General features: G+C 67.6%; 21 protein-coding genes. 8 read left to right on the top strand and 13 right to left on the bottom strand.

What is annotated here, in order from left to right; translation table 11 throughout:
• Positions 1-15: 15 nt before the first annotated feature.
• Positions 16-1,452 (bottom strand): FAD-binding protein, encoded by a 1,437-nt coding sequence (locus G4X40_RS05090; RefSeq protein ID WP_277831293.1) that lies wholly within the window; start codon positions 1,450-1,452, stop codon positions 16-18.
• Positions 1,453-1,731: 279 nt separating this feature from the next.
• Between G4X40_RS05090 and G4X40_RS05085 the strand changes: the two genes are divergently transcribed.
• The 4 genes from G4X40_RS05085 to G4X40_RS05070 all read left to right on the top strand — a co-directional run bounded on the left by G4X40_RS05085 (position 1,732) and on the right by G4X40_RS05070 (position 4,493).
• Positions 1,732-2,169, top strand: a complete 438-nt coding sequence (locus tag G4X40_RS05085; RefSeq protein WP_277830585.1) for an SRPBCC family protein — start codon at positions 1,732-1,734, stop codon at positions 2,167-2,169.
• Positions 2,170-2,334: 165 nt separating this feature from the next.
• Positions 2,335-2,670, top strand: a complete 336-nt coding sequence (locus G4X40_RS05080) for a YbaB/EbfC family nucleoid-associated protein (protein ID WP_277830583.1) — start codon at positions 2,335-2,337, stop codon at positions 2,668-2,670.
• A 28-nt stretch (positions 2,671-2,698) separates the two neighbouring features.
• Positions 2,699-3,310, top strand: a complete 612-nt coding sequence (recR, locus tag G4X40_RS05075; protein ID WP_277830580.1) for a recombination mediator RecR — start codon at positions 2,699-2,701, stop codon at positions 3,308-3,310.
• A gap of 208 nt (positions 3,311-3,518) precedes the next feature.
• Positions 3,519-4,493, top strand: a complete 975-nt coding sequence (locus G4X40_RS05070) for a phosphotriesterase family protein (protein ID WP_277830578.1) — start codon at positions 3,519-3,521, stop codon at positions 4,491-4,493.
• Positions 4,494-4,498: 5 nt separating this feature from the next.
• On the opposite strand, the gene G4X40_RS05065 is transcribed toward G4X40_RS05070, so the two are convergent.
• Positions 4,499-5,203, bottom strand: coding sequence for a TetR/AcrR family transcriptional regulator (locus tag G4X40_RS05065; RefSeq protein WP_277830577.1), 705 nt, complete (start codon positions 5,201-5,203; stop codon positions 4,499-4,501).
• Between the two features lie 52 nt (positions 5,204-5,255).
• Here G4X40_RS05065 and G4X40_RS05060 point away from each other — a divergent pair, with 52 nt between their 5' ends.
• A complete protein-coding gene (locus G4X40_RS05060) occupies positions 5,256-7,052 on the top strand; it encodes an acyl-CoA dehydrogenase (RefSeq protein ID WP_277830575.1) in 1,797 nt (598 codons plus the stop codon).
• Positions 7,053-7,188: 136 nt separating this feature from the next.
• Here G4X40_RS05060 and G4X40_RS05055 read toward each other — a convergent pair whose 3' ends face one another.
• From G4X40_RS05055 to G4X40_RS05030, 6 genes are all read right to left on the bottom strand, one after another.
• Positions 7,189-7,455: a type II toxin-antitoxin system Phd/YefM family antitoxin gene (locus tag G4X40_RS05055; protein WP_277830574.1), complete on the bottom strand. Its 267-nt coding sequence runs from the start codon at positions 7,453-7,455 to the stop codon at positions 7,189-7,191.
• A 71-nt stretch (positions 7,456-7,526) separates the two neighbouring features.
• On the bottom strand, positions 7,527-8,099 hold the full coding sequence (locus G4X40_RS05050) for a DUF4190 domain-containing protein (RefSeq protein WP_277830573.1): 573 nt from the start codon (positions 8,097-8,099) through the stop codon (positions 7,527-7,529).
• Positions 8,100-8,208: 109 nt separating this feature from the next.
• Positions 8,209-8,712, bottom strand: a complete 504-nt coding sequence (locus G4X40_RS05045) for a DUF4190 domain-containing protein (protein ID WP_277830572.1) — start codon at positions 8,710-8,712, stop codon at positions 8,209-8,211.
• Positions 8,709-9,422: a type 1 glutamine amidotransferase gene (locus G4X40_RS05040; RefSeq protein ID WP_277830571.1), complete on the bottom strand. Its 714-nt coding sequence runs from the start codon at positions 9,420-9,422 to the stop codon at positions 8,709-8,711. The genes G4X40_RS05045 and G4X40_RS05040 overlap by 4 nt, the downstream gene beginning before the upstream one ends.
• Positions 9,415-10,692 carry a Mur ligase family protein gene (locus G4X40_RS05035; RefSeq protein ID WP_277830570.1) on the bottom strand — a complete coding sequence of 426 codons (1,278 nt, stop codon included), beginning with the start codon at positions 10,690-10,692 and terminating at the stop codon, positions 9,415-9,417. The genes G4X40_RS05040 and G4X40_RS05035 overlap by 8 nt, the downstream gene beginning before the upstream one ends.
• Before the next feature lie 83 nt (positions 10,693-10,775).
• Positions 10,776-11,162: an SHOCT domain-containing protein gene (locus G4X40_RS05030; protein WP_277830569.1), complete on the bottom strand. Its 387-nt coding sequence runs from the start codon at positions 11,160-11,162 to the stop codon at positions 10,776-10,778.
• Positions 11,163-11,346: 184 nt separating this feature from the next.
• Here G4X40_RS05030 and G4X40_RS05025 point away from each other — a divergent pair, with 184 nt between their 5' ends.
• On the top strand, positions 11,347-11,676 hold the full coding sequence (locus tag G4X40_RS05025; protein WP_277830568.1) for an SHOCT domain-containing protein: 330 nt from the start codon (positions 11,347-11,349) through the stop codon (positions 11,674-11,676).
• A gap of 9 nt (positions 11,677-11,685) precedes the next feature.
• Here G4X40_RS05025 and G4X40_RS05020 read toward each other — a convergent pair whose 3' ends face one another.
• From G4X40_RS05020 to G4X40_RS05000, 5 genes are all read right to left on the bottom strand, one after another.
• Positions 11,686-12,561, bottom strand: a complete 876-nt coding sequence (locus tag G4X40_RS05020) for a universal stress protein (protein ID WP_277830567.1) — start codon at positions 12,559-12,561, stop codon at positions 11,686-11,688.
• 98 nt (positions 12,562-12,659) lie between these two features.
• Entirely contained in the window at positions 12,660-15,011 is a 2,352-nt protein-coding gene (locus tag G4X40_RS05015; RefSeq protein WP_277830566.1) for an arylsulfatase, read from the bottom strand.
• A 175-nt stretch (positions 15,012-15,186) separates the two neighbouring features.
• On the bottom strand, positions 15,187-17,571 hold the full coding sequence (locus G4X40_RS05010) for an arylsulfatase (RefSeq protein WP_277830564.1): 2,385 nt from the start codon (positions 17,569-17,571) through the stop codon (positions 15,187-15,189).
• A gap of 83 nt (positions 17,572-17,654) precedes the next feature.
• The gene (locus G4X40_RS05005) at positions 17,655-18,446 is read right to left on the bottom strand and encodes a trimeric intracellular cation channel family protein (RefSeq protein WP_277830563.1); all 792 of its coding nucleotides are present in this window, start codon (positions 18,444-18,446) and stop codon (positions 17,655-17,657) included.
• Positions 18,443-19,732 (bottom strand): ion channel protein, encoded by a 1,290-nt coding sequence (locus G4X40_RS05000; protein ID WP_277830562.1) that lies wholly within the window; start codon positions 19,730-19,732, stop codon positions 18,443-18,445. Before G4X40_RS05000 ends, G4X40_RS05005 begins: the two co-directional genes overlap by 4 nt.
• Positions 19,733-20,019: 287 nt before the next feature.
• On the opposite strand from G4X40_RS05000, the gene G4X40_RS04995 reads away from it, so the two are divergent.
• Both G4X40_RS04995 and G4X40_RS04990 read left to right on the top strand, forming a co-directional pair.
• Positions 20,020-20,289, top strand: a complete 270-nt coding sequence (locus G4X40_RS04995) for a hypothetical protein (protein WP_277830560.1) — start codon at positions 20,020-20,022, stop codon at positions 20,287-20,289.
• 70 nt (positions 20,290-20,359) lie between these two features.
• Positions 20,360-22,057, top strand: a complete 1,698-nt coding sequence (locus G4X40_RS04990) for a SulP family inorganic anion transporter (protein ID WP_277830558.1) — start codon at positions 20,360-20,362, stop codon at positions 22,055-22,057.
• The last annotated feature ends 10 nt before the right edge of the window (positions 22,058-22,067 follow it).

The following is a 22,067-nucleotide window of genomic DNA, read 5'->3' as shown; positions in this document are numbered from 1 at the left end:
CTTCCTTGAACGTCGTCACTGTCGTCGTACCGCCTTGGAATATAGGTCGAGCAATCGGGAATCCTGGTCGTAGCGGCGCTTGATGTCGGTGTACCGATCGGCGCCGTACAGCTTGGCGAACTCGTCTTCGGAATAGAAGGAGTCGGAATAGAGCGATTTGTGTCCGTCCAACTCGGTGACCTTGCCTTCGATCATCCGGTTGGCGGCGCCCTCGATCTCGCCGGGAACGATCGGCACCGAGGACCAGAAGCCGATGTTCACGTAGGTGCGCTTGGGCTCGAGCGGATACAGCGACCAGGGCCGGGCGGGATCCGGCGCAACGGTGGCCGAATCGCGAAGCCGCAACGGACACAGCCAGATCGGCTCGATCGGGGTGTTCTCCAGGAACCAGTGGACGAATTCGGTGGTGCGCTCGATCGGCACCTCGACGTCCTGGACGACACGCTCACGCGGCGGATTGCCCTTGCGCTTCTCGAGGCGGTCGCCGATGTCGTACTTCTGGTCGAGTCCGATGAGCTTCCAGTAGAAGCTGCTGCGGCGCAGCGGCTTCGGCCAGAACCGGCGGATCTTCGGGTTCTGTGTGCCGAAGGCCCGCGAGCACCAGAACCAGTCGGTGTCCCAGCGCCACAGGTAGTCGTGGATGGTCAGCCGGTCGATCTTCGGGCTCTGGGCGACCGGGTGCTGGATCGACCGGTAGTAGATGTCCATGCCGGTGTAGTCGCTGACCGGCCCCGGGCTGTCGGTCTGGGTTCCGAGGGTCAGATACGCCTCGTCGGCGGAGAAGACCACGCCGTCGAGGTAGTCGACCTCCACGCCGTCGTACCGGCGCTCGGTGGCGATCCGGTCCATCGTCTCCTGCAGCCTGTCGATGCTGGTGAAACGCAGGTGCCGCAGCTCGACGTAGGGCTTGACCTGCTCGAGCTGAATCTTGAGTCGGGTCGAGTAGCCCAGCGTGCCATAAGAATTCGGGAACCCGCGGTACAGGTCGGCGTGCTCGGCGGAATCCGGTCCGGTGGTGACGACCTCGCCCGCGCCGGTGAGCACGTCGAGTTCGGACACCGACTCGTGCGGCAGACCGCTGCGGAACGAGGTGGACTCGATGCCCAGCCCGGTCACGGCGCCGCCGAGCGTGATGGTCTTCAGCTGCGGCACGACCATCGGTGCGAGACCGTGGCGCAGGGTCGCGGCCACCAGGTTCTCGTAGGTGCACATGCCCTGCACATCCGCGGTGCGCGCCGCCGGGTCGACCGCGATCACACCGTCCAGCCCGGACACGTCCAGCCCCGGTGCGTTGGTCGCCGCCCGTGCACGGAACAGGTTGGAGGTCTTCTTCGCCAGCCGGACCGTGGCGTTCGACGGGATCGCGCGGTAGCTGTCCAGCAGTCGCTGCACGCCCGCGCGGTGCGCTTCCCATCCGACCTCGCGCCCGAGTGGTTCACCCCCTCCCCACAGGCTCGACCCGAGACGTCCCACACTCACTCGATTCAAGAACCCAGCCACCTCCTGACCGTATCTGCTCCGCGAACCGTCGACCATTCGCCGTCCCGCTCGCCCGGAAACCTGATCGGATCCGGCAGGGCCGAAGCAGGCAGGATGGAAGTGCTGAACATCGACCCCCATCGTGAGAGGACAGTCCATCACGGCGGGGCGGACATTTACGGCAGATCGGTGTAAACAGGACGGTCGGTGTCACGACGGCACCCGAGGTCCACCAGGTCAGAGGAGACGACAGTGGGACAGGTAAGCGCAAGCAGTTCGGTGACCGTCGCCGCCGCGCCGGACAAGGTGCTCGCGGCCCTCGCCGACTACCAGGAGGTTCGTCCGCGCATCCTCACCGAGCAGTACCTGGACTACCGGGTGCTCGAGGGCGGTCAGGGCGACGGCACGGTGGCGCAGTGGACGCTGCAGGCGACGCAGAAGCGCTCACGCGACATCAAGGCCACCGTGAGCGTGAGCGGGTCGACGATCACCGAGACGGACGCCAACTCGACGCTGGTGACGACCTGGCAGGTCGCGCCTGCCGGTGCTGGGTCGACCGTGACGACCACCACGGCCTGGAAGGGTGCGGGCGGGATCGGCGGCTTCTTCGAGAAGACCTTCGCGCCGCTGGGGCTGCGCAAGATCCAGGAGCAGGTGCTGGCCAAGCTCAAGGCCGCGGTCGAGGCCTGACAGGCGGCTGCCGGTTCGCCGGGCGCCTGTCGGGCGGAGACCCGAGCCCGGCGCGCGCCCGGCGCCGCGCACTAGACTGACCGCACGGTGCGACTGTTCGTGCCCCGTGCTTCTGACCCCGTGCTTCTGACCACTGTGTTCAGACAAACGAGAGGACCGCGTCCGATGCAACCCGGCGGCCAGCCCGACATGCAGCAGATTCTCCAGCAGGCGCAGCAGATGCAGCAGCAGCTGATGCAGGCCCAGGCCGAACTGGCCCAGGAAGAGGTCACCGGGCAGGCCGGTGGCGGTCTGGTCACCGCGACCGTCAAGGGCACCGGCGAGGTCGTCGCGCTCGCGATCGATCCGAAGGTGATCGATCCCGAGGACGCGGAGACCCTCCAGGACCTGGTGATCGGCGCCATCGCGGACGCGTCGACGAAGTCGCAGCAGCTCGCCGCCTCGAAGCTCGGCCCGCTCGCCGGCGGCATGGGCGGCGGCATGGGCCTGCCCGGATTCTGAGCGACGGGCCTAGGCGAAGGGGACCGGAATGTACGAGGGTCCGGTTCAGGATCTGATCGACGAGCTCGGCAAGCTGCCCGGCATCGGGCCGAAGAGCGCGCAGCGCATCGCTTTTCACCTGCTGGGTGTCGAGCCCACGGACATCGAACGGCTGCAGAACGCACTGCAGCGGGTGCGCGACGGCGTGCAGTTCTGCACGGTCTGCGGCACGGTCGCGGACAACGAGCTGTGCCGCATCTGTGCGGACCCGCGCCGCGACCGCACGTTGATCTGCGTGGTCGAAGAGCCCAAGGATGTGCAGGCCGTCGAGCGCACCCGTGAGTTCCGTGGCCGCTACCACGTGCTCGGCGGCGCCCTGGACCCCCTGAACGGGATCGGTCCGGACCAGCTGCGGATCCGCGAGCTGCTGGCCCGGATCGGCAACCAGGTCGACGGCGTCGACGTGTCCGAGGTGATCATCGCGACCGATCCGAACACCGAGGGCGAGGCCACCGCCACCTATCTGGTCCGGATGCTGCGCGACTTCCCGGGCCTGACGGTCACCCGGCTCGCATCGGGCCTGCCGATGGGCGGGGACCTCGAATTCGCCGACGAGCTGACGCTGGGGCGGGCGTTGTCGGGACGCCGCGAACTGCGCTGAGCATCCCCGCGGCCTCCCCGAAATTGCCCCGGAATCCGCACGTCAAACCTCTTGTCGAGGGGTGTGGGGAGGTCTAGCATCAGTAGTGCGGATCGAACAAGAGAAGTGGTAACAATTCAAAAGTTCGAGAAGCAGAGATCAGGCCGAGGATGCGAATACATCCCCGGCCCGACCCCTGTCTGGGGACCCCTTCGGCGCAGGAGTGGGCATGTCGGCAGTCGAGACCATCCGCGGTCCCATCGATTCCTCGGCGCTCGGCCGGGTGCTGATGCACGAGCACATCTTCGTCCTCGGCACCGAGCTGCAGCAGAACTATCCCGACTTCCCGGATCGCTGGGACGAGCAGGCGCGCATCGACGACGCCGTCGCCAAGCTGCGTGACTGCAAGGCGCGGGGGATCGACACGATCGTCGACCCGACGGTGATCGGGCTCGGCCGCTACATCCCGCGGATCCAGCGTGTCGCCGAACAGGTCGACATCAACATCATCGCGGCGACCGGCATCTACACCTACAACGAACTGCCCTTCCAGTTCCATTACATGGGCCCGGGCATGCTCTTCGACGCGCCGGAGCCGATGGTCGAGTTGTTCGTCCGTGACATCCGCGAGGGCATCGCCGGCACCGGCGTCAAGGCAGCTTTCCTCAAGTGCGCCATCGAGGCGCAGGGGCTGACACCCGGCGTGGAACGGGTGATGCGCGCGGTCGGGCAGGCGCACGTCGAGACCGGACTGCCGATCACGGTGCACACCAACCCGCACACCGGTTCCGGGCTCGTCGCGCAACGGGTGCTCGCCGAGGAGGGGGTCGACCTGGGCAGGGTGGTCATCGGGCACTGCGGCGACTCGACGGACCTCGACCAGCTGTGCCGGATCGCCGACGCCGGCTCCTACCTCGGCATGGACCGGTTCGGTCTGGACCTGTTGCTGCCCTTCGAGAATCGGGTCGACACCGTGGTCGAGCTGGCCCGGCGCGGATACGCCGAGAGAATGGTGCTCGCGCACGACGCCGCGTGCTTCATCGACTGGTTCCCGGAGCGGGCCAAGGCGCAGGCCGTGCCGAACTGGAACTTCACCCACATCAGCGACGACGTCCTGCCCGCACTGCTCGGGCGCGGCGTCACCGAGGACCAGATCACCACGATGCTGGTCGACAATCCGTGTCGGTACTTCGAGGCGGCCTGACCTGCTCAGCTGCGCGGCCGGGTGCGGAGCATCGACGCCGCGAGCTCGGCATACCGGTCCGCCAGTTGCTCGGCATCGACCGACCGGCCCGGCAGGTACCAGCGTGCGACGTCGATGCCCATCGACAGCACCGCCAGTGCCGCGGTCGTCACGTCGGGTACGACGAAGGCGCCCGAGTCGACCCCGCGCCGGATCTCCTCGCGGACGAAGTGCTCGGTCTGCCGGCGGATCTCCGCGATGATCGCATGGTGTTCGGGTGAGAGCGCGGCCAATTCGTACTGCGCGACCCGGCACATCGTGTGATGGCGCGCATGCCACAGGGTGAAGGCGCGCACCAGCTCGCGCATCCGGTCGCGCGGGTCGGTGTGCTCGGCGACGGCCTCCCGGATGGCCGCGAGCACGCCCTCGTGACCGACCTTGCCGGCCTCGAAGAGCACCTGTTCCTTGGTCGGGAAGTGGACGTACATGGCCGCCGAGCTCAGTCCCGCGCCCTCGGAGATGTGCCGCGTCGTCGTCGCGTGATAGCCGCGCTCGGCGAACGATGCGACGGCCGAGATGATCAGCCGTCGTGCCGCGTCGGAGGTCACGTCCGGGAACAGGTCGGCCACCGTCGGGCCGAGGTCGGCGGTGGGCCGTTCGGGGGCGGGCTGGTCGGTCGCGCGGGTCATCGGCGGGCGCTCCTGCGGCTCGGGAACCTTGACAGGCCTCACGATACCCGCTCTACTAAGTGAGCGCTTAGTAACCTCGTCGAAGGATCAGTTGATGCCCGCACCCGTCCTGTCCCGCCGCGACCTCGACTTCCTGCTCTACGAGTGGCTCGACGTGACCGCGCTGACCGCGCGCAAGCGCTTCGCCGAGCACTCGAGGGAGACCTTCGATGCGGTGCTCGACCTCAGTGCCGAGATGGCGACGAAGCACTTCGCCACCCACAACAAGCTGGCGGACGCGAATGAGCCGCACATGCTCCCCGACGGCACGGTCGAGACGATCCCCGAGGTCAAGGCGGCCCTCGAGGTGTTCGCCCGGGCCGGGCTGATCGCCGGACAGTTCGACGAGTCGCTCGGCGGCATGCAACTGCCGACCGTTCTCGCCCGCGCCTCGATGGCGTGGTTCCAGGCGGCCAACGCAAGCACATCCTCGTACCCTTTCCTGACCATCGGCAACGCGAATCTCATTGTCGCGCACGGAAATGCCGAGCAGGTCGACACCTATGTGCGCCCCATGCTCGAGGGTCGATGGTTCGGCACCATGTGCCTGTCCGAACCGCAGGCGGGGTCCTCGCTGGCCGACATCACCACCCGCGCCGTGCCGCAGGACGACGGCAGCTTCCGGCTCACCGGCACCAAGATGTGGATCTCGGGCGGCGACCACGAACTGACCGAGAACATCGTGCACCTGGTGCTGGCGAAGATCCCCGGCGGTCCGGCCGGGGTCAAGGGCATCTCGCTGTTCATCGTGCCGAAGGTGCTGCCGGACGTTGCCGGCCTCGGCGAGCGCAACGACGTGACGCTGGTCGGCCTGAACCACAAGATGGGCAACCGGGGCACCACCAACACGCTACTGAACTTCGGCGACGGCACCCACACCCCGGGCGGGCAGGCCGGCGCGGTCGGCTATCTGGTCGGCGAGCCGCACAAGGGCCTGTCGTACATGTTCCACATGATGAACGAGGCGCGGATCGGCGTCGGATTCCTTGCGATCTCGCTGGGCTACGCCGGATACCTGCAGTCGGTGGAGTACGCGCGCACGCGGTCCCAGGGCCGCGCCGCCGGCGACAAGGACCCGACCTCGCCGCCGGTGCCGCTGATACGGCACACGGACATCCGGCGGATGCTGTTGGCGCAGAAGGCCTATGTGGAGGGTGCGCTGGCGCTGGGCCTGTACTGCTCGAAGCTGGTCGACGAGCAGGTCACCGCGGACGACGAGGACGCGGCGGCGCGTACGACGCTGCTGCTCGACGTGCTCACTCCGATTGCCAAGAGCTGGCCGTCGCAGTGGTGCCTGGAGGCCAACAGCCTCGCGATCCAGGTGCACGGCGGCTATGGATACACCCGCGACTACGACGTCGAGCAGTTCTACCGGGACAACCGGCTCAACCCGATCCACGAGGGCACCCACGGCATCCAGGGCCTGGACCTGTTGGGCCGCAAGGTGATCATGAACGGCGGCGCCGGGCTCGCGCTGCTCGCCGAGACCGTCGGCGCCACCATCGACCGGGCGGTCGCCGCGGGTGGCGACGCCGCCGACCATGCGGGTGAACTACGGGCCGCGCTGGAGCGCATTGTCGCGACCACCGCCCGGCTGTGGGGCACAGGGAATCCGTCGGTGGCGCTGGCCAACTCGTCGATCTACCTCGAGTCGATGGGGCACATCGTGATCGCGTGGATCTGGCTCGAGCAGCTGCTCGCGGTCGGTGACCAGGACGGGGCGTTCTACGACGGCAAGCGCCAGGCCGCGCGGTACTTCTACCGCTTCGAGCTGCCGCGCACCGGGTCGCAGCTGGACCTGCTCGACAGCCTGGACCGCACCACGTTGGACATGGACCCTGACTGGTTCTGAGGCGCAGGCGGTTTCGGCTGGCGCGCTTGGCTCAGCCACCGATGACGCGTGCTGTGATGCCGGGGAGGACTTCGAGGACCGCGTCGAGGAAGGAGCGTTGCGCGGACGCCGGCGATCAGGACGCCGGTGTCGAGGATCAGTCTCGCCACGGGTCGGTGTCCAACTCTGCGGCGGCCGCCTCACGCGCTGCGTGAACGTGCGATTCAAAGGCTCCGTCGAGTGCCGAGTTGTCGCGCCAGCGGTCGAACACCGCACGCAGTGCGGCGCCATTCGACTGTGGCGCCGGCGCGATCACCGCGACTCGTCGACCGGCCCGGGTGACCACGATGGTCTCGCCGCGCTCGGCGGAGTCCAGCACGGCGGAAAAGCACCGCGACGCCTCGGACGCCGACATCTCCCGCATGAATTCAGATTATCGGAATCGTGAGCGCGCGTCCGTGTCGGAAGTCGACTGGCAACGCACGTTGTTGCAGGTCACGGTGTCGTCGAGGTGTATCCGGGGATCCGGTTCTCGAACTCGCGCATGCACTGGTCGATCCGTGCCTGGTCGCCGTTCGCGTCCCGGACGCAGGTGACGTAGTCGCCGATGCCGGCGTGCCGGAACACCGTGATCAGCAGCACGATCGCGAGGATCGCGAGCAGCACGCCGATGATGCCGGTGACGATGCCGGCGATCGCGATGCCGCGGTTGGTGGCCTCGCCGCGGGTGGACCTGCGGTAGCCGACGACGCCGAAGATGATCGCCAGCACGCCGGGAATGATGCCCAGGCCGAGGATGAACGCGCCGACGATCGAGACCAGTCCGAGGATCAGCGCAGTGATGCCCATGCCGTTGCGCGGCGGCGGGCCGCCGTAGTAGCCGGGTGCCGGCGGATACGGGCCGGGCGGGTAGCTCCCGGGCGGATAGCCGGCAGGCGGGTAGGAGCCGGGTGGGTACGACCCGGGAGGGTACTGGCCGGACGGATAGGAGCCCTGCGGATGGTCGCCCGACGGATAGGGCTCGGGTGGTTCGGAACCGGGAGGGGGTGGAGCGGGCGGATAGCTCATCGGTTGCTCCCTGCGGTACCTGGTTCCGGACGGCCGGCCCGCGCGGACCCGGCGCTACCGCTAAGCCTAGGCGAGAACGAGGCGGATCCGCCGACTGAAGGGCCGGCCGTCAGACCGGGCGACCGCCGTCGCCGGTGCCGCTGTAGTCGAGGTGGCACTGCATGACGGCGGCGGGGTCGCCCTGCGCGCGGTCCAGGCACGACCGCAGCCCGGACGAGTCGCTGTTGTGCATCGCCGCCGAGATGAACAGGACCAGCATCAGGATCGCTCCGAGGATGCCGAGCGCGCCGGAGACCATCCCGCCGATCGCGATGCCCGGGTTGTTCGCCTCGCCGCGGCGGGTGCGCAGGTACGCGGCGATGCCGAGCCCGATCCCGACCAGCGCGGCCGGGATGCCGAGCACGATGGTCGGCGCGAGCACGATCGACACCAGGCCGATCGTCAGCGCGGCGATGCCGAGCCCGTTGCGGGGCTGTGCCGGCGGGTGGTAGCCGGGCGGACCGTACGGCGGCGGATAGGGGCCGGCCGGGTAGGGCTGGGGCGGGTACGGCTGTTGCGGGTACTGCTGATGCGGATATTGCTGGTCGGGGCCGGGCGCGGGGTAGTAGCTCACCGCACGGCCAGTCGCTCGCGCCGCAGCCGGGTGACCTCGTCGATCTCCAACGGCGCGAGAGTGTCCACGCCGAGCGCGCGGGCGATGAGCAGGTCGGCGAGTTCCGGGTTGCGGGCCAGCGCGGGACCGTGCATGTAGGTCGCGACGACCGAGCCCTGCAGCACGCCCTCGGTGCCCTCGCCGGCTCCGTTGCCGACACCGTGGGTCACGCGGCCGAGCGGGGCGGCATCCGGTCCCAGTGCGGTGCCGCCGCGATGGTTCTCGAAACCTGTCAGTGCGCAGGTCAGGGCGTCGGTCAGGGGCTCGGAGATCACTTCCCCGATGGTACGCACGGCCTGCGGCGAGGTGGTGACGTCGAGCATGCCGATGCCATCGACCCGCCGCCCGTCCGAGGTCTCGTACCAGCGCCCCAGCACCTGCAGGCCGGCGCAGATGGCCAGCACCGGCGCACCCCGCTCGGCGGCCCGCTGCAGGCCGGGGTAGCGGGTCAGGTGACGCGAGGCCAGGGTCTGCGCCGCGTCCTCGCCGCCGCCGAGCGTGTAGAGGTCGAGCGAGTCGGGGACGGGATCGTCGAGGGTGATCTCGACGACCTCGGCGTCGATCCCGCGCATCCGCATGCGCCGGCGCAGCACCACGGAGTTGCCGCCGTCGCCGTAGGTGCCCATGACGTCGGGCAGGATCAGCCCGATCCGGACCGTCGATTCAGCCACGGCGTGCCTCCTTGGCGAGTGCGGTGTTCAGATCCCGGAAGGCGGTGTAGTTGGCCAGCACCTCGACCCGGCCGGGTGGGCACTTTTCGATGGCGCGCAGGGTGTCGGCCTCGAGGTCGTGCTCGACGCCCGCGTAGGTCAGGCGTACGGCCAGGTCGGTGCCGCGCTCGCCGGCGGCGATCACCTTCACGCCCTCGAAGTGCTCGAAGCGCACGTCCCACAGCCAGGACAGGTCCTCGCCGTCGGGCACCTGGCCGTTCACCGCGATCACCAGGCCGTCGACCGTGTGGTCGACCATCGACAGCGCCTCCTGCCAGCCCGCCGGGTTCTTCGCCAGCAGCAACCGGAGTTGGTGGGGTCCGCGCTGCACGGTCCGGTAGCGGCCCGCGACCTCGCTGACCCCGCCGGCGGCCTCGGCCGCGGCGGCCGGGTCGGCGCCGAGCGCGACCGCTGCGGCGACGGCCTGCGCGGCGTTGCCGCGGTTGGCACGGCCCGGCAGCGACAGCGTCAGCGGCAGGTGAAGGCCGCCGGGGCCGGACAGGTGGGTGTCGTCGACGGTCCAGGTGGGGGTGGGTCGGCCGAACTCGCAGCCGGAGCAGCGCCAGTCCTGCCCGTCCCGCAGAATCGGCTCGCCGCAACGGGGGCAGCCGACCGAGTCGTTTGCCCAGCCGCCGCCGGCCGCGATCCACACGGTGTTCGGGCAGTCGAAGGCGACGGAGGTGACCAGGACGTCGTCGCAGTTGGCGATGACGGTGGCGTCGGGGTGCCGGCTCAGGCCCGCGCGCAGGCGTCGCTCGATCGTGTTGATCTCGCCGACCCGGTCGAGCTGGTCTCGGGTCAGGTTGAGCAGCACCACCGCGGCCGGGTTCACCGCGTCCGCCACATGCGGCACGTGCAGTTCGTCGACCTCGAGCACCGCGAGCGGAGCGTCCAGTCCCTCGCCGAGCGCCGCGACCAGGCCGGCATCCATGTTGGCGCCGTCGGCGTTGGTGGCGACCGCCCCGACCGTGCGCAGCGCGGCCGCGACCATCCGCGTGGTTGTCGACTTGCCGTTGGTGCCGGTGATCAGCACCGTCCGCTTGCCCGCGGCCAGCTGGCCCATCAGTGAACCGTCGATCTTGAGCGCGATCAGCCCGCCGATCATCGAGCCCTTGCCGCGACCGGCGGCACGCGACGCCCAGGCGGCCGCACCGGCCGCGCCCATCGCGAGGCGCCCGCGGCGCGACAGACGGGGCACGCCCCGCGAGGTGCTGTTACCGACGCTGACCATGCGGAAAGTCTGGCACAGCGCGGAAACGGGAGGGGCGCGGCACCGAGGTCGGTGCCGCGCCCGTGATGAGCCGTCCGGAGTGGCTAGTGGGCGATGGCCTTCGCCTTCAGTGCCGCGAACTCCTCGGGGGTGATGCTGCCCCCATCCAGCAGCTTCTGCGCGTCGGCGATCTGCTGGGCAGGGGAGGTGCCCGCGGTCTGCTTGATGTACTGGTCCTGTATGTCCTTCATGTGCTGCGCCTCGGCGACCGATCGCTTGGTCATGTCGCCGCCCTTGGCGATCAGATACACCAGCGCGGTGATCAGCGGGAAGATGAACAGGCAGATCACCCAGACGGCCTTGGCCCAGCCGGAGCTCTTGTGGTCACGGAACAGGTCACTGATGATGGACCACAGCACGATCAGGTACGCGACGAACGCGAAGCTGATGATGATCAGCCACACCACATCCCAGAACGATGACGACGACATGTCGATACTCCCTTTCCCGCGGGCGATCTCCCCGAGACGGGGAGTGTCGACTGTGAGCGTCGCAGGGTTCGAGTCCGCGGACCTCACCCTTGCCGGGTGAATCGGGTGCTCCGAGCGAGTTGGGGATGGCATGGCCGCGGCTGATCGGCCCACACTGGACACACCGACCTACAGGAGCGTGATCATGGTGTTCAGGCCTGGACCGTTTGCTCGACCGTTTGCTCGGCCCTTCGTGCGACCCGGACTGCTCGGTACCGTCGCCCGCAGCGCCGTCGTCGCCGGGACCGCCGCGGCCACCGTCAACGCGGTGAATCGACGGTCTCAGCGCCGTGCCGCGGAACAGCAGGCCTACGAAGCTCGGCAGCAGGAGACCACCTATGAGCCGGAGCCGGCGGCGTCGAACTCCGATGCCGACGAGATGATCGCAAAGCTCAAGGAACTCGGACAGCTACACGAGTCCGGCGTGCTCAGCGACGACGAATTCGCTGCGGCGAAGGCGAAACTGCTCGGCTGAGCCGGCATCTCAGCCGCGGGGGCGCACGACCATCACGGGGCACTCGGCGACATGCAGCAGTGATCGGCTGGTCGAACCGAGCAGCATCCCGCGGAATCCGCCGCGGCCACGGCTGCCGACCACCACCAGTTGGGCGTCGGTGGTCAGATGCTTCAGCATCTGGACCGGACGGTCGGGGTCGACCGCCTCGGTGACCTCGACGTCCGGATAGCGCTCGCGGCGTCCCGCCAAGCTCTCGGCGAGCACCGCCGCCTCCTCGGCCTTGATGTCCGGCCATTCCAGGTCTTTGTGAAACCCGAACGCCTGGCGGAGCGACAGGTCGTTCCATGCGTGCGCGGCGACCAACGGTGCCCCGCGCAGAGACGCTTCCTCGAAGGCGTGGTCGATCGCGAATTCGCTCAAGGGCGAGCCGTCGACACCCACCACCACCGGACCTGTGGTGGGTGCCGGTCCCCGTAGTGCCACGACCGGGCAGTCGGCGTGGGCGGCGACCGAGGCGCTGACCGAGCCGAGAAATCCACCGGCAAGCTGGCCGAGCCCCCGGGATCCGAGCACGATCATGTGCGCCGACTCCGACCAGGTCAGCAGCACCCGTGCCGGCGGCGCGGTGTGAAACTCGCGGCGTACCTCCAGCGGGTGCTCGCCGACGGCGTCCTTGGCGAGTTCGGTTGCCTCCGTGAGGAGTTTCTTACCGACTTCAAGCCGGTCCTCGTAGAAATCCTGCGGCAGCGCCGTCGCCACACCGAACGGTGGTGGCGGGGGAGAAGCGCAGACCAGTTGCAGCGGCGCCGTCCGCCGGGCAGCGGTCTCGGCCGCCCACCTCGTCGCAATGCGCGCGTGGTCTGATCCGTCGACACCGACGACGATCGGGGGATTGATGTCCATGACATTTCTCCTCACGGCCTGCACGCTCCACGCTACGGTGCCCGGACGGGGTGGAGAACCCTGTCCGGGCACCGTAAGCGACGAAGTGGACCGGTTGCTCAGTCCCTGGCGAACCCGGCCGCGAGCGTCTGTTCGAGATCGACCCACTCGTCGTCACCGCGCTTGAGCGTCACCTTCGACAACGTGCCGCCGGAGAACTCGAACGGCACCGGGTAGTCGCCGACCGGCTGCCCGCCGTCCCTGCCCGCGTTCAGGCCCTCGCCGGCCAGCGAGAAGTGACCCTGCTGGGTCTTGATCTTCGCCGACCCGACCGCCGACTCGTCGATGTAGAGCGTCGCCGTGCCGGTGGGGGACACCCCGTCCTTGCCTTCGATGACGTACTTCACGCCGAGCACGTGCTTGCCGGACGTCGGCAGCGGACCGTCGGACACGATCTCCTGCCGGAGCTTCCCGAGCCAGTTGTAGACGTAGTGCAGCTTCCCGCCCTTGATGTACAGCGAGTGGCCGCCGAAGCGCCCGCCGTGCGCGAATAGCACTCCCTGAGAGTCCGCGGCCAGTTCGACCTCGGCCAGAATCTCGAACGGGCGCCCGAAATACGGCATGGCCGTGCGCTCGGGAACCTCGGACTGACCGGGGTAGAACACCTGCTCATCGGTCGGCGGCATCAGTGTGGGGGTCGGGTACTTCGGCAGGTACGCGAAGATCTCGACCCCGTTCCGGTCGTCCAGCGGCAGGCCGTGGAACTCGTCGGCGAGCTGGAACCAGAGCTTCTTGAGCTCCTCGAGCTTCTCCGGCATCTCGGCGGCCAGGTTCTTGGTCTGGTTCCGGTCGATCTCGAGGTGGTACAGCTCCCACGTGTCCTGGTCGAAGTGTCCCCAGCCGGCCGACATCGGCGGGTGGTTCGTGTTGGCGAACCAGCCGTCCTGCCAGACGCCGCGGGTGCCGAGCATGGCGTAGAACTGGGTGTGGCGGGCATTCGGCGTGCCGGCCTCGCGCAGCGCCGGCAGCAGCGACGCGCCGTGTAGCGGTTCCTGTTTGACGTCGTTCATGTGCTCGGGCGGGGTGATGCCGATGGCGTCGTAGATCGTCGGTACGACGTCGATCGCATGGCAGTACTGATGCCGGAACTGTCCGCCGTTCTTCAACTGGGCAGGCCAGGAGAAGAACATCGGGTCCGCGGTGCCGCCCTCGTACCCGGCGTAGCGCTTGAACATCTTGAACGGCGTGCAGAACGCGACCGCCCAGCCCACCGCGTAGTGGTTGTACGTCTCTACGGTGCCGAGCTTCGGCGCCATCCGCAGCTGCTCCTCCGGTCCGTCGATGACGGAGTTGAAGAAGTTGTTCTCGTTCCAGGTCCCGTTCGGGCCGCCCTCGCCGGACGCTCCGTTGTCGGAGACGAACACGATGATGGTGTTCTCGTACTGGCCCGTTTCGTCGAGGTAGTCGAGGAGCCGGCCGATCTGGGCGTCGGTGTAGGTCGAGAACCCGGCGTACACCTCCGCCTGCCGGGCGAAGACCTTCTTCTCGTCGTCGGTGAGCGTGTCCCATTCGCGGGCGGTGTCGTTCTCCGGCCACGGCTCACCGTTGGGCCCGGTGACATCGATGTAGGGGTTCAGCGGCGGCAGCTCAGTGTCCTGCGGCACCAGACCGAGCCGCTTCTGGTTCTCGAGCACGACCTCGCGGTACTTCTCGTACCCCATGTCGAACACGCCCTTGTACTGGTCCGCCCATTCGGTCGGGACCTGATGGGGTGCATGGTTCGCGCCGGGGCAGAAGTAGGTGAACCACGGCTTGTTCGGGGCGGTGGCCTTCACGTCCTGGATGAAGGAGATCGCCTTGTCGGCGAGGTCCTTCGACAGGTGATACCCCTCCTCCGGCGTGTACGGCGGGTCGATCAGGTGGTTGTCCGAAACCAGGTCCGGGTAGTACTGGTCGGTCTCACCACCGAGGAATCCGTAGTACCGCTCGAACCCGCGCCCAAGTGGCCAGGTGCGCCGCCGAGCTCCGAGCGACCCCTCCTCGGCCGGTGTGAGGTGCCACTTGCCCACCGCCAGCGTCGAGTAGCCGTTGCGGAGGAGTACCTCGGCGATGGTGCCGTTCTCCATCGGGATGCGGCCATTCGATCCGGGGAAGCCGGTGGTGATCTCCTCGATGCACGCCATACCGTTCGAGGTGGCGTTGCGGCCGGTGAGCAGGCACGACCGCGTCGGCGAGCAGAACGCGACGGTGTGGAACTGGGTGAACGCCGCGCCGTCGTCGGCGATGCGCTTCAGGTTCGGCATCTTGATGAGGCCGCCGTAGTGGTCCCAGGCGCCGAATCCGGTGTCGTCCATCACGATGTAGAGCACGTTCGGCGAGTTCTCCGGCGCCGAGGGCTCGATGTACGGCGACCAGTCGGGCGTGGAATCCCGAATGTCTTCCTTGATCACGCCGTTGAAGCTCTTAGTCATCAACCCTCCCAGTTCAGCTATGCCGTGTTCGAGGTGGCAACCCGATCATCGGCCGGGAAGGACCATTCGGCCTCACCCCATTGGGATGAATGTGGCCCGGAAACCGCGGGTTCAGGGCCCTGGAGACCGATCAACCCACCGAGCGCATCCTCGGCGGGTTGATCGGGAGCCCCCGTCAGTCGCGCGACATGGCCGCCGCGAGGTGCGCTTCGACGTCGACGTACCCGTCGTCGGCGATGTCGAAGACGACCTGCTTGATCTCGCCGCCGCGGAACTCGAACCGCGGCTCGGGGTAGGCGCCCGACACCGGGTCGGCGCTGTCGTAGCCGATGCACAGCCCCTCACCGCAGAGCGAGAAATGGCCGAGCACAGTGCGGATCTGCTGCTCGGCGACCTGCTTGTCGTCGATGTACAGCTTCAGCGGTCCGACGCCCTCGCGGTACTTGCCCATCGACTCCTTGGTGAACTCGACGCCGATGATGTGCTTGCCGGACGTCGGCACCGGTGCCGAGATGCGGTCCTCCGGCGGGATGCCGAGGAAGTTGTACGCGTAGGTGACGACACCCTCCTTGATGAACAGTGAATGGCCACCGAACCGCGAACCCTGCGCGAAGATCACGCCCTGCGAATCCGCCGTGAGATCGACCTCGGCGAGGATCTTGTACGACACGCCGTGCACGTTCGCGGAGGACCGTTCCGGGACCTCACTGGTGCCGGGGTAGTAGACGTACTGCCCGCTCGGCGGTGCCGGCTGGTGGAACTCCATCGTCAGGAAGGTCTCGTAGTCCTTCGGGTTGCCGATGATCTGGAGGTCGTTGAGCGGCAGGACCTTGTTCGCCTTGGCCTCCGCCATCCACAGCGACTTGAGCTCCTCGAGCTTGCCGGGATGTTCGGCGGCCAGGTTGTGAGCCTCGGCGCGGTCGATGTCGGTGTGGTACAGCTGCCACTCGTCCTTGTCGAAGTTGCTGAGGCCCGACACCGGGCCGTGCATCGAGACGGCCTTCCAACCTCGGTGCCACAGGCCGCGCTGGCCGAACATCTCGTAGTACTGGGTTTCCTTCGTGGTCGGCCCGTCGGCCGGTGCGTCGAAGGAGTACTTCATCGACACGCCGGACAGCGGGGTCTGTTCGACTCCGTGGTACGTGTCGGGGAACTCGACGCCGCACGCCTCGAGGATCGTCGGCACGATGTCGGTGGAGTGGTGGTACTGGTGGCGCACCTCGCCCTTGGCCTTGATGCCGGCAGGCCAGTGGATCACCAGCGGGTCGCAGACTCCGCCCTGGTAGGTGTAGCGCTTGAACATCTTGTAGGGCGTCGAAAATGCCGCGGCCCAGCCCGTCGGGTAATGGTTGTACGTGTCGGGGCTGCCGAGCTGGTCGACCATCGTGAGGTTCTGTGTCTCGTCGTCGGGGTAGCCGCCGAAGATCTTGCCTTCGTTCACCGAACCGTTGGGGCTGCCCTCGCCGGAGGCTCCGTTGTCGGCGCAGTAGATGATCAGCGTGTTGTCGAGCTGACCGGACTCCTCGAGGTAGTCGACGATCCGGCCGACCTGGGAGTCGGTGTACTCGGAGAAGCCGGCGAACACCTCTGCCATGCGCGAGAACATGCGCTTCTCGTCGTCGTTCAGCTCGGCCCAGGGGCGGACCTCGTCGGATGGGGAGAAGGTTCCCTCCGGCATCGGGTTCAACGGCGTGAGTTCGGTGTCCGCGGGGAGGATGCCCTTCTCGACCATGCGGCCGAGCGCCCACTCGCGGTAGGCCTCGTAGCCGTCGTCGAACATGCCCTTGTACTTGGCGATGTACTCCTCGGGAGCGTGATGCGGCGCATGGTTCGCGCCGGGGCAGAACCACAGGTACCAGGGCTTCTCCGGCTCGGTCTGCTTGACGTCGCGGATCATCTTCAGCGCCTGGTCCGCGAGGTCCTTGGAGAGGTGGTAACCCTCTTCCGGCGTATACGGCTGGTCGATGTAGTGGTTGTCTTCGGCGAGCGAGGGGTACCAGTTGTTGGTCTCGCCGCCGATGAACCCGTAGAAGCGGTCGTAGCCCTGCGCGAGCGGCCAGTTCTTCTTCGACGCTCCCGCGGTCCACTCGTCGATCGGGACGTTGTGGTTCTTGCCCACCCAGAACGTCGCCCATCCCGCGTCCCGCAGCACGTTCGCCATCGTGGCGTTCGACGGCGGGATGTGCGAGTTGTATCCGGGATACCCGGTCGACGACTCGGAGATCGTCGCGAAGCCGTTGAGGTGATGGTTGCGGCCGGTCAGGAACGTCGAGCGGGTCGGCGAGCACAGCGCGGTCGTGTGCCACTGGGTGTAGGTCAGGCCGTTCTCGGCGAGCCGGTCCATGGTCGGCATGTTGATCCGGCCGCCGTAGGGCGACCACGACGCCTGGCCGGTGTCGTCGTACAGCACGACCAGTACGTTCGGAGCGCCCTGCGGCGGCTTCTCGGGGAGGAAAGCATCCCAGTCCGCGACGGAGTCACGGACATCGAGTTTGATGGATCCCTTGAATTCCTTGGCCACGATCGCTCCTTGTCGCGAAGAGGTCAGATCGCTGTCCATCGTGAGATCCTGGCGTGCGCGTCGCCTCATCCTTCGTAGGTGAAGTCGTGTCGGAGCGGTCCCGTTTCGGTTGCCGAGTTCGGTCAGTGCTGGTCCGGATCCAGGCCCAGCATCCGTAGCTCGGTCTCGGACTTGCCCTTGAGCTTGCGGCCCAGCAGTGGCCGCTTGTCCTCATGCAGATACACGCCCTTCGGGACTGATGCCAGTGGCTCCTCCCAGCCGCGGTACAGAGCGGTGAGCCGGAAGGCGAAACCGAAAGCGAAGGCGATCAATGCCGACCAGAGATTACCGGCCCCGGCGGCGTCGGCGATCAACCATGCGATGGACGTGAGGATTGCGGTGGTGACGAACAGTTCGCCGCGGATGAACTGTTTCGGGGTGACCCCGCAGCTGACGTCGATGATGTAGCGGCCGGCCGTCGGGCCGATGACGCCGATCGCGATGGCACCGAGCACCGGGATGTCGTGCTCGCTCGCTTTCGACACGCCGACGATCGTATACCAGGGCAGCGACAGTGACGTCATGAACTGGAACAGCCCCTCGCGGAACAGTTGTCCTCTCGCGAAACTGACGCAGTAGCCGACGAGTCCGCATACGAGGCACAAGACGATGAACGCCGAATTCGTGAACGCGGAAGGGATTTCGCCCAGCAGTACGTCCCGGCTGACGCCGCCGCCGATCCCGCCGATCAGCGCCATCAGCATGATCCCGATGATCGTGAAGTTGCGGAAGTGGTCGGGCCGACGCGCCAGCAGCGCGCCGTTGAGCGCGTTCGTACCGGCGGCGATCAGGTCGAACATCGTGTGCTCGCCCGTGAACTTGAACGAGCCGAAGCCGACGTCGGGTGTGGTCAAGGCGGTGATCAGGGTGCTCATGCTGGGGCCGTCTCCTCGGTCGGCTGGGGGTCGGGTTTCGGTTTGGGTTTGACGATCATTTCGGGGCGCGCAGCCACCAGCAGCCACAGCGGCAGGATGACCAGGCAGAGCACCGGCAGCACACTGACGTCACCGACCACGGTGGCGCCCATGAACAGCGCCAGCCAGCCATCGCGGGAGACGACGAGGACGAGTGCGAGCACTCCGGAGGCGATCGCCAGGCCGACCGGGATGCTGGGGAACAGGCTGGTGGCCACCAGTCCCGCGCCCACTCCGATGAACACCGCCGGGAAGATGCGGCCACCGCGGAATCCGCAGGCACCGGCGACGACGAGGGCCACCAGTTTGACGACGGTGATCAACACCAGCCCCTGCGTGGTGTGTTGACTTGCGGTGGAGGCGAGTTCCTTCATCTCGTCGAGGCCCTTGAACAGGGTGATCTTGCCGCCGATCGCGCCCAGCACGCCGAGGACGACACCGCCGAGTGTGATCGCGACGAACGGGTTGGGCAGTTTGTGGAAGAGCCAGTGCAGGGGCTCGAACGCGTAGAGCGCCACGAACCCCAGCAGCATGGCGGCGATCCCGATCACGGTGGCGCTGACCAGGTCCATCCAGTGCGGGGTGCCGTAGGCCGGGACGTTGACCGAGAGAACCGGACTCGCCAGCAGGTACATCGTGAGTGACCCGGAGCCAGCGGCGACCAACGGACCGAACAGCTTGTCCCACAGCTGGCCGTCGGAGTGCATCTCCTTCATCTCTGTGAACAGCAGCGCCGCGGCGACCGGCGTGCCGAACATGGCACCGATGGTGCCGGCGGCGGCGAGCATGAGCCCGAACATCGGGGGCAACTTCGGCCACGCCTTGCTGAGCACCCAGACGGCGAGCGCGACGTTGATCGCGACAATCGGGTTCTCCGGTCCCAGGCTCACGCCGCCGGCCAGTCCGATGATCAGTGTGAGCGCGAGACTCGGCAGGATCCGCGGTTTGAGCGGCGTCGCAACCAGGCCGGTGGTTGCGGGATCGGGACCGGCATGACCGGACATCTTCCAGACGATCAGTCCGACCAAGATGCCGGTGACCGTGAGTGTGCCGAAGATCCACCAGCGGTTGTCCTCGGCCAGGCCGCATTCGTCGGGTAGCCAGTTCCACAGGAAGTGCTCGATCTTGTTCGCCACCACCGACACGGCGATGAGAACCAGCGCGGACCCGACACCGACGAGCAACGCGGGAATGGCCTGCTTCGCAACGGTACGGGTGCTGCGCGGAGGGGAAAGCGTCGTGGTCACACTCACCTCCGGGGATGCGGTCACGGCGACGGTAAGCCGGCCCGGTGATCCGGCGCGTCGCCCGAAGCGGGTGAGCCGCGTCCGCGAGTGCCATATCATCCGTCACGGAAGAGCCGCGGACGCCGACATTGCGCCACGCTCATCGGCATGAGCGCCGAGGCTGCGGACAGATCCGACACGCGTTGGGCGATGCCGAGTGGGCTGATCGTCGTTCTGGGTGTCGCCGGAGCGGTGGTCTCCGTCGCCGGGATGAAGGCGTTCGCGAGCGTGCTCGGTCCCATCTTTTTGTGGCGCTCGCGATCGCCACCGTCAACGCGATCCTCATCGGACTGGTGCTGGCTCTGGCCGTCTCCATCGAGCAACTGGTCACGATCCTGCCCAACTACACCGACAGGGCCCAGGAACTGCTGAGCGGTCTGCACGGTCAGTTGACCAGTTGGGGTGTGGGCGCCGGGCAGGCCCACGACCTGCTGTGGAAAATCGACCCGCGACGATTCGGGCCCCGAGTCGCCGCAGGAAGCGGTAGCGGACGCCGGTGGTTCGCCCGTTTCGGGTGAGCCGGAGGTGCGCGACTGGGTGCGACACTTCGCCTCTGGTGGAAAACGGTCGCAGGAAGGACCCGGTGCGGTGGCCGAGAAGGCGCGAAACTGGTGGATCTTTGCCTCGCTGCAGGGGTATCAGTCCTCATGGCTACGGCCGGACATCATCGCGGGGCTGACTGTCTGGGCAGTGCTGGTGCCGGAGTCGCTCGCCTACGCCACCATCGCCGGGGTCACCCCGGTCGTCGGCCTGTATGCCGCGGTTCCCTCGCTGGTGCTCTACGCTGCGGCCGGCAGTTCTCGGCACCTGGTGGTGGGGCCGATGTCGGCGACCGCGGCGCTGTCGGCGGCGATCATCGCGCCGGTGGCCGGGCAGGACGGCGGGCACTACCTCACGCTCACCGCGGTGCTGGCCATCGTGACCGGCATCGCCGGACTGCTGGCCGGACTGTGCCGGCTGGGTTTCGCGGCGTCGTTCATCTCCGAGCCGGTGCTGAAGGGATTCATCGTCGGTCTGGCGTTGACGATCATCATCGGCCAGGTCCCGAAGTTGTTTGGCGTCAAGAAGTCCGAGGGTGACTTCTTCGAGCAGACATGGGGAGTGATCCGGCACCTCGGCGACACGCAGTGGCGCACCTTGCTCATCGGCGCGATCAGCCTCGCGCTGGTGCTGCTGCTCAAACGGTGGATGCCGCTGATCCCCGGCTCGCTCGTCGTGGTGCTGCTGAGCATCGCCGCGGTCAGCGTGCTCTCGCTCGACCAGCACGGGGTGGAGATCGTCGGGCACATCGACGCCGGCCTCCCATCGATCGGATTGCCGCACGGACGCAGCTGGCACGACTACTACGACCTGGCGGGACCCGCCTTCGGCGTGCTGTTGATCGGGTTCGCAGAGGGCCTGGGAGCGGCGAAGACCTATGCGGCCAAGGCCGGCTACGAGGTGGACCCCAACCGGGAGTTGGTCGGGCTCGGCGCGGCGAACCTCGGCGCCGGGCTGTGTTCCGGCATGGTCGTCAACGGCAGTCTGTCGAAGACGGCAGTCAACGGCAGCGCGGGAGCCAAGTCCCAAGTCAGTGGGCTCGTGGTCGCGGTACTGACGATCCTCACCCTGCTGTTCCTCACCGGGTTGTTCGAGAAACTCCCGGAGGCGACGCTCGCCGCGGTGGTGATCGCCGCGGTGATCGAACTCGTCGACGTCGCGGCACTGCGGCGGCTGTACCGGGTGTGGACGAACCGGCTCGGCAGCATCTACGGGATCGCCGCCCGGGCGGACTTCCTCGCCGCCGTCGCCGCCATGCTCGGCGTCCTGTTCTTCGACACGCTGCCGGGTCTGGTGATCGGGATCGCCGTGTCGATGTTGCTCCTGCTGTACCGGTCGTCGCGTCCACACGTGGCCCGGTTGGGTGATCTGGGCGGTTCGTGGGTCGACGTCGACCGTCATACCGGCGCGCGGGTGTCCGACGAGACGGTGGTCGTCCGGGTCGAGTCGGGACTGTACTTCGCCAATTCCGACGCCGTCCGCAAGGAGATCGAAGCGATGTGCACCGACCGCACACGTGTCGTGGTGCTCGACGCAGAGACCACGCCGTCGATCGACGTCAGCGCCACCCAGATGCTCGGTGAACTGCAGAATGCACTGAAACGCCAGGGAATCGAGCTGAGAATCGCGCGTGACATCGGGCAGGTGCGAGATGTGCTCGAGGGCGCGGGAAGTGGCGGCTTCCGGGTGTATCCGACGGTGACGGACGCGACGGCCGCGTCCGACGCAGAAGGGACACAGCCTTGACGACGTTGAA

The sequence above is a fragment of the Speluncibacter jeojiensis genome, assembly GCF_029589495.1.
GTDB lineage: Bacteria > Actinomycetota > Actinomycetes > Mycobacteriales > Mycobacteriaceae > Speluncibacter > Speluncibacter jeojiensis.
Note: the sequence above shows the minus strand (reverse complement) of the source record. Positions and strands in the feature narration are given on the sequence as shown.